The sequence below is a fragment of the Laceyella putida genome (assembly GCF_042665195.1).
GTDB classification, from domain to species: Bacteria; Bacillota; Bacilli; order Thermoactinomycetales; family Thermoactinomycetaceae; genus Laceyella; species Laceyella putida.
The window spans coordinates 68,566-75,348 of record NZ_JBHTBW010000005.1; the positions used below are offsets into that span (position 1 = coordinate 68,566).

7 protein-coding genes and 1 pseudogene are annotated in these 6,783 nt (G+C 54.5%); 7 read left to right on the top strand and 1 reads right to left on the bottom strand.

The window, feature by feature from the left end; genetic code table 11:
• The first annotated feature begins 53 nt into the window (after window positions 1–53).
• Genes bioA through bioC form a run of 6 tightly spaced genes read left to right on the top strand, consistent with a single transcriptional unit; the run spans window position 54 to window position 5,798 of the window.
• Window positions 54–1,400, top strand: coding sequence for an adenosylmethionine--8-amino-7-oxononanoate transaminase (gene bioA, locus ACFQNG_RS01675; RefSeq protein ID WP_379863066.1), 1,347 nt, complete (start codon window positions 54–56; stop codon window positions 1,398–1,400).
• A 3-nt stretch (window positions 1,401–1,403) separates the two neighbouring features.
• Window positions 1,404–2,129, top strand: coding sequence for a dethiobiotin synthase (gene bioD, locus ACFQNG_RS01680; protein WP_379863067.1), 726 nt, complete (start codon window positions 1,404–1,406; stop codon window positions 2,127–2,129).
• Window positions 2,122–3,102, top strand: a complete 981-nt coding sequence (gene bioB / locus ACFQNG_RS01685; protein ID WP_379863068.1) for a biotin synthase BioB — start codon at window positions 2,122–2,124, stop codon at window positions 3,100–3,102. The genes bioD and bioB overlap by 8 nt, the downstream gene beginning before the upstream one ends.
• Window positions 3,099–4,286, top strand: a complete 1,188-nt coding sequence (gene bioF, locus ACFQNG_RS01690) for an 8-amino-7-oxononanoate synthase (RefSeq protein WP_379863069.1) — start codon at window positions 3,099–3,101, stop codon at window positions 4,284–4,286. Before bioB ends, bioF begins: the two co-directional genes overlap by 4 nt.
• Entirely contained in the window at window positions 4,283–4,975 is a 693-nt protein-coding gene (locus ACFQNG_RS01695) for an alpha/beta fold hydrolase (RefSeq protein WP_379863070.1), read from the top strand. Before bioF ends, ACFQNG_RS01695 begins: the two co-directional genes overlap by 4 nt.
• Window positions 4,968–5,798 (top strand): malonyl-ACP O-methyltransferase BioC, encoded by an 831-nt coding sequence (bioC, locus tag ACFQNG_RS01700; RefSeq protein WP_379863072.1) that lies wholly within the window; start codon window positions 4,968–4,970, stop codon window positions 5,796–5,798. Before ACFQNG_RS01695 ends, bioC begins: the two co-directional genes overlap by 8 nt.
• 273 nt (window positions 5,799–6,071) lie before the next feature.
• On the opposite strand, the gene ACFQNG_RS01705 is transcribed toward bioC, so the two are convergent.
• Window positions 6,072–6,716 (bottom strand): HD domain-containing protein, encoded by a 645-nt coding sequence (locus ACFQNG_RS01705; RefSeq protein WP_379863077.1) that lies wholly within the window; start codon window positions 6,714–6,716, stop codon window positions 6,072–6,074.
• Between ACFQNG_RS01705 and ACFQNG_RS01710 the strand changes: the two are divergent.
• Window positions 6,692–6,783, top strand: a pseudogene (locus ACFQNG_RS01710) (IS200/IS605 family transposase); the annotation flags it as partial. The gene ACFQNG_RS01705 and the pseudogene ACFQNG_RS01710 overlap by 25 nt on opposite strands.

The following is a 6,783-nucleotide window of genomic DNA, read 5'->3' on the forward strand; positions in this document are numbered from 1 at the left end:
TCATGAATGTAAACATAGATTTATATCTTGGTTTACATTAAGGGGATGATGGTTTGGCGCAGTGGAGCTATGAAGAATTGCTGGAGAAAAATCGGCGCTATCTGTGGAACCCGTTTACGCAGATGAAAGGTTACCTGGAAGATGAACCCCTGATCATCGAGCGGGGGGAAGGTGTCAAGCTGTACGATGTACAAGGACGGGCTTATTATGATGGCAACGCCTCCGTTTGGCTCAATGTGCATGGGCATCGGCATCCGAAGCTCAATGCGGCCATTCGGAAGCAACTGGATCAAATCGCCCATTCCACGTTGCTCGGCATGGCGAATGTCCCGGCGATCTTGTTGGCGGAGCGGCTGGTGGGGTTGGCCCCGGCGCGGCTACAGAAAGTGTTTTACTCCGACAGTGGGGCGGAAGCGGTGGAAATCGGATTGAAGATGGCTTATCAGTATTGGAAACATCGGGGCAGGCCGGAGAAGCATGTGTTCATCAGCATGAAGAACGCGTACCACGGAGATACGGTGGGGGCGGTGAGTGTGGGTGGGATGGACTTGTTTCATGCCTCTTTTTCTCATTTGCTCTTCCCGACGCTCAAAGTGACTTACCCCTATCCGTACCGTTTCCCAGGCACCGTCGAAGCGTGCCGCCAAGCGTGTCTGGATGAGCTCATCGGCGTGTTGGAGGAGCATGGGGATACGGTGGCGGGGCTGATTGTTGAGCCCATGGTGCAAGGCGCGGGCGGCATGATCATGATGCCGCCTGGAACCTTGGCGGAAGTGGCCAACATCTGCCGGGACTACGATGTGCTGCTTCTTATTGATGAAGTGGCTACCGGTTTTGGGCGGACAGGCCGCATGTTTGCCTGCGAGCATGAGGGGGTGGAGCCGGATATCATGATGGTCGGCAAAAAGCTGACCGGCGGATATTTGCCGGTGGCGGCGACGTTAACTTCTGATGAGATTTATGACGCTTTTTACGGTGAGTTGTATGAGGCCAAAACGTTTTATCACGGTCACTCCTATACGGGCAACCAGTTGGGTTGTGCCGTCGCTTTGGCCAATTTGGACCTGTATGAGGAAGAACGGTTGCTTGATCATGTGCAAGAGGCCAGCTGTCGCTTGGCCGAATGGCTTGAGCCGCTGAAGGCGCTTCCGCATGTGGGGGAAGTGCGGCAACTTGGATTGATGGTGGGCATTGAACTGGTCAAGTGTAAGGAGACCAAAGAGACATATCCGTGGGAAGACGCGATCGGGGCGCAGGTTTGCCGGAAGGCGAGAGAGATGGGACTGATTACGAGGCCGTTGGATCATGTCGTAACCTTTATGCCCCCGCTGGCAACCCCGCTCGCCGATTTGCAAGCGATGGTTGAGATCCTGGAGCGGGCGATCAGGGAGGGGACATAAGGCGTGATACCGGGAAAAGGGTTTTTTATCACCGGAACGGGAACGGAAGTAGGCAAAACGGTTGTCACTGCGGCGCTGGCCCTGGCTATGCGAGATCAAGGGCTGCGCGTCGGGGTGATGAAGCCGGTGCAAAGCGGAGGGGAATGGGCCGCTCCCGAGACGGATGGCATGCGGCTAAAAACATGGCTCGACCTGTCCGAGAGCATGGATGAGATCGTCTGTTACCATTTCCCCGAGCCGGTGGCGCCGGGTTTGGCGGCGGAATGGGCGGGAGTGGAGATCCAGCATGAGGTGATCTTGCTCCGGTTGGAGCAGCTGGCGGCACGGGTCGATGTGGTGTTAGTGGAAGGGGCCGGGGGGTGGCTCGTTCCCCTGGGGGCGGACTGGACCATCGCCGATCTGGCGGCATTGATCGGTTGGCCGGTGGTCATTGTCGCCCACCCTTTATTGGGGACAGTCAATCATACCGCCTTAACCGCCCTGGCGATCCGGGAACGGGGTTGCACGCCTGCCGGGGTCATCTTCAACGGGCTGCGAGAAGGGGAAAGGGATCAAAGCGCGGCGCATAACCGGCGCTTGGTTGAACAAGTGGCGAAGGTTCCCGTATGGGGAAGCCTGCCTTGGTTGTCCGGAGAGCTCACCCGGCACCGACTGAAACAAGCGGCCTGCGAGCACCTAGATATGGATGGGATCGTGGGGTTCTTAAAAGGGGGAAAAGCAGATGAGTAAATGGGAACGGTTGGCTGACAAGGCCTTGGCGGGAGAACGGTTGAGCTTAGCGGAAGGATTGCAGGTGCTCCAAGCGCCGGATGAAGAGATTCTGCCCTTGCTCCATGCGGCGTTCCGCGTGCGAAAGGCTCATTTCGGCAAGAAAGTGAAGCTGAATATGATCATGAATGCAAAAAGCGGTTTATGCCCTGAGGATTGCGGGTATTGCTCGCAATCGATTGTTTCCACGGCGCCCATCGAGAAATATTCCTTATTGCAAAAAGACCAACTGATCGCGGGGGCCAAAGAAGCGCAACGCCGCAAAGCGGGAACTTTCTGCATTGTGGCGAGCGGTCGAGGCCCCACCAAAGGGGAATTGGCGGAAGTGGTGGCCGCAGTGAAAGAGATTAAGAAAGAGATGCCGATGAAGATATGCGCTTGCCTGGGGCTGTTGACCGAGGAGCAAGCCCGCCAGCTGAAGGAAGCGGGAGTGGATCGGTATAATCACAACTTAAACACCAGCGCCGGCCATTACGACCGGATTACGACGACCCATACGTATGAGGATCGCGTGCGGACGGTGGAAACGATCAAAGCGGCTGGGATTTCTCCTTGTTCGGGGTGCATCATCGGCATGGGTGAGACAATGGAACAGGTGGTGGAAATGGGGTATGCGCTACGGGAGTTGGACGCGGATTCGGTGCCCGTCAATTTCTTGCATGCCATCCCCGGCACCCCGCTTGCCCATCTGGATGAGCTTCAACCGCTCTATTGTCTCAAAGTGCTCGCCCTCTTCCGCTTTTTGTTGCCCACTAAGGAAATACGCGTGTCAGGGGGGCGGGAAATCAATCTGCGCCAATTGCAACCCCTTTCTCTTTATGCGGCCAACGCCATTTTCGTCGGCGATTACTTGACGACGGAAGGGCAGACCGTCAAGTTGGACCATCAGATGATCGCGGACTTGGGCTTTGAGATTGAGGAGTGCGCGTTGTGAGCGGCAGTTGGGAGAGTTCAATCAGGCAGGAAGGAAGAGTTCTGGCGGAACGGCATCTGTTCCGCTCGTTAACCCCGACCGCGGATGCGGCCCTAACCCATGTCATCCGGGGTGGGCGTCGTCTCCTCAACTTTTCTTCCAATAATTATCTCGGTTTGTCCGCCCATCCGGAGTTGCAGGCCGCACTGGAGCGGGCTGGTGCCCATGGGGTTGGCGGGGTGGCTTCCCGATTGATCATCGGGCATAGCCATGAACTGGATGAGTTGGAACGGGAGATTGCCCGCTTTAAGGGGACGGAAGCGGCGCTGTTGTTTTCCAATGGGTATATGGCCAATCTCGGGCTGTTGACCGCGCTGTTAAAGCCGGCCGATGCGGTCTTCAGCGATCAATACAATCATGCCAGCATTGTGGATGGCATCCGGTTGAGCGGCGCGAAATCATACCGTTATCGCCACCTCAATCTGGATCATCTGGAGACGCTTTTGAAACGGGCGGAGGCCAAAGGGATCAAGCGGAAACTGATTGTCACCGATTCGGTTTTCAGCATGGATGGCGATGTGGCCCCACTGAGGGAATTGGTGTGGTTAAAAAAGAAGTACGATGCCGCGCTCGTGCTTGATGAAGCGCATGCCGCCGGCGTTTTTGGCCCCCATGGGGAAGGGATGGCCCATCATCTCGGGGTGGCGGACGAGATTGATCTGCATATGGGGACGTTCAGCAAAGCCTTTGGGGTGTATGGAGCTTATGTGGCGGGGAGAAAAACGTGGATTCAATATCTGGTCAATCGGTGCCGGCCCCTGATCTATACCACGGCTTTGCCGCCGGTGATTGTGGCGGCGATCCGCGCTTCCTTGCGCCTTGTTCAATCGGGACACACGTTGCGCCAAGCCTTGCATGAGCGGAGTGCATGGTTTCGGCAACAGTTGATGGAGGCGGGGCTTTCGATCAACGGATCGACGACGCAAATTGTCCCGTGGGTTGTCGGCGGGAGTGAACGCGCACTCAAGTTGAGTCAGGCTTTGGCAGAACAGGGCGTATTGGCCGTGGCTATTCGTCCGCCAACCGTGCCGGAAGGGGCGAGCCGACTGCGCTTTTCCCTCATGGCCACCCATACGCAGGCAGACTTAATCCGGGCCGTTGAGGCTGTGCGTAAGGCTTGCCGCGGAAAGGAGGCTGGCGGATGAACCGCAAACCCCGTTGCCTCTGGTTAACCGGCTGGTCGGCGGATGAGACGGTCTGGGAGCCGGTCATTGAACGTTTGCCGGAGGCGGAGCATCAAATCCTTTCCTTTCACAATAAGTTTTTCGATGTGGAAGAAATCCACCGCCTTATCCGGGTTTCTGCCCCTTTCATGCTGATTGGCTGGTCCATGGGAGCGCTGTTGGCGCTTCAGTACGCGGCCGCTTATTCCCGGCAGGTAACCGAGATATTCGCCGTCAGCGGCACAAGCCAATTCATCAGGCAGAAACGGGATCTGCGCGTGCTTGAGCGGATGATGCGTGAGGTGGCGCGAGATCCGAAACGGGTGCTGCGGGAATTTGACCAGCGCCTGTTTACCGTGGCAGAAGAGGAACGCTCAAATGCGGAGTGTCCCCGGATTCGTCGCCACCTGCCTGAGCCGGACGTTCTTCTGGCCGGTTTGCGGTATCTGAAGGGATACTCCATCATTGAACAAGTTAACCGCCTAGAATTGCCCATCCATCTGCTCAGTGGTGCCGAGGATCAGATCTGTCCGGTGGAGGGAGCGGAATCCTTGCACCGGCTTTTGCCGCAGAGTGACTTGACGGTATGGCCAGATGCGGGGCATGCCCCTTTTTTGTGCCAACCCGACCGCTTTGTTGCTTGGATGAAGGAGAGATGCAGCTTTGATTGATAAACAACGAGTTGCCCGACGATTTAATATGGCTGCGTCCACTTATGACCAGTATGCCCAGGTGCAACAGGGAATGGCTCAGCACCTACTGAACCGCGTCGTAGAGCGTGGGCAGGCGCCTGGGCGCATTTTGGAAATTGGCTGTGGTACCGGCCACTTGACCCAGTTGTTGCGGACGGCTTTCCCCACAGCTGAGATCGTTGCGCTCGATCTGGCGGAGAAGATGGTCGCGGTCGCGCGCAGGCGAGTGAAGGCGCAGGGGGTTTCATTCGTGGTCGCCGATGCGGAAGTGTGGTCGGCTGAGGCCAAGGGCGGTTATGATCTCATCATTTCCAATGCCACCATCCAATGGTTTACTCAGCCGCAAGCCATGTTGGCCCAGTGGTTTCGGCTGCTGCGTCCCGGAGGTCGGTTGGCCGCGAGTACGTTTGGCCCCGAAACGTTTGCGGAGCTGCACTGCATCTACAGAGAAGTCGAACACGAGTGGCGGTTGCCGTCCCAATATCATGGGTTGCCGCTGCCAAGTCCTGCCCGGTGGGAGGCATGGTTGGCGGAAACGGGATGGCTGGATGCGAATGTGCAGGAAGAAAAGGTAAAGGTGGCCTTTCCATCATGTCGGCACTTTTTGGCGGCGGTCAAAAAGACGGGAGCCAGCCATAGCGAGTCCCGGCTTCCCCTACTGACGGAATGCCAATTGGTGAAGGAAGTGATGGCGCGGTATGACCGCGAATATAAGGCGGAAGGCGGAGTGATGGCGACCTATCATGTGGTGCGGTTGGAAGGCAGAAAACCGGATGGATACCCTTGGGCGATCGAAGAGTGATGCTGAAAAGCATGGCTCTTTTTGTACTCCTGGAAGGTATCCAATTTTTCGAAATGTGCTTCGGTTTTTTCTTGATGGAAAAATGACTTATATAGCTCACAACAATTAAACTTTCTGGATCAGCCCAAATATATAAGTCGTCGCTGTAATATAGCCCATCATGATGCATCACTAAAACGTCGTGGACGACCACGATGGGAATACGTTTCTTCGAAACGAGAATAAAGTTAATCTAATTGTTAAAAGGTTGGGTCAAAATAGTCTGTTGGGCAACTAAAACGATTTATTGGTAGTTTTTGCTGATTGCAATCTCTTATAAGCGGATTGGTATCTTTCCAATCGTTGAAAATGCTTTGGAGTAGGTTCCGATATGCGCGATAAATCCATATTTTCTTCCAAATCCGCCAGTTTGACTTGGATGGCCAGCGGGTTATGAGCAATGCGTTCAATAAACTGTTCATATGTTTCATCATTTTGACGTGTAACCGCTTGAATGGCATCGATGATTTTTTCGTAAAACCCTGCTTGTTGCAAGTCGGAAATGGTAATCTCTGTATCTTCAATCACATCGTGCAATAATGCCACTATTTTTTCTTCAAGAGAATCCACGCGCATCATCACAGAAAGAGGATGAAGGATGTAGGGCTTCCCACCTTTGTCAAGCTGTCCAGAATGTGCTTTTGTCGCAATAGATAAAGCTTTTTCTAATAGATGTATCCTACTTCGTCTCCTTTTGATGTCTAGTTTACAGATTTTTGCCGGCTGAAAGCCCACGGTTTCAAGCGTGGGATGAAAGACGGCGTTGCTCGGTATCCCATAAAGGGGATGCTTAGAGCAACTATTTTTTATCTTTTGATGTTGCAGTTTGCGGATCGAACGGTTAGGATCTGGATATGGAACAAGACGACAGAAGAACAACGGTCTCTTTAATCAACTATCATTTTGTTTTCTGTCCGCGCTATCGAAGAAAAGTACTGGTGAATGA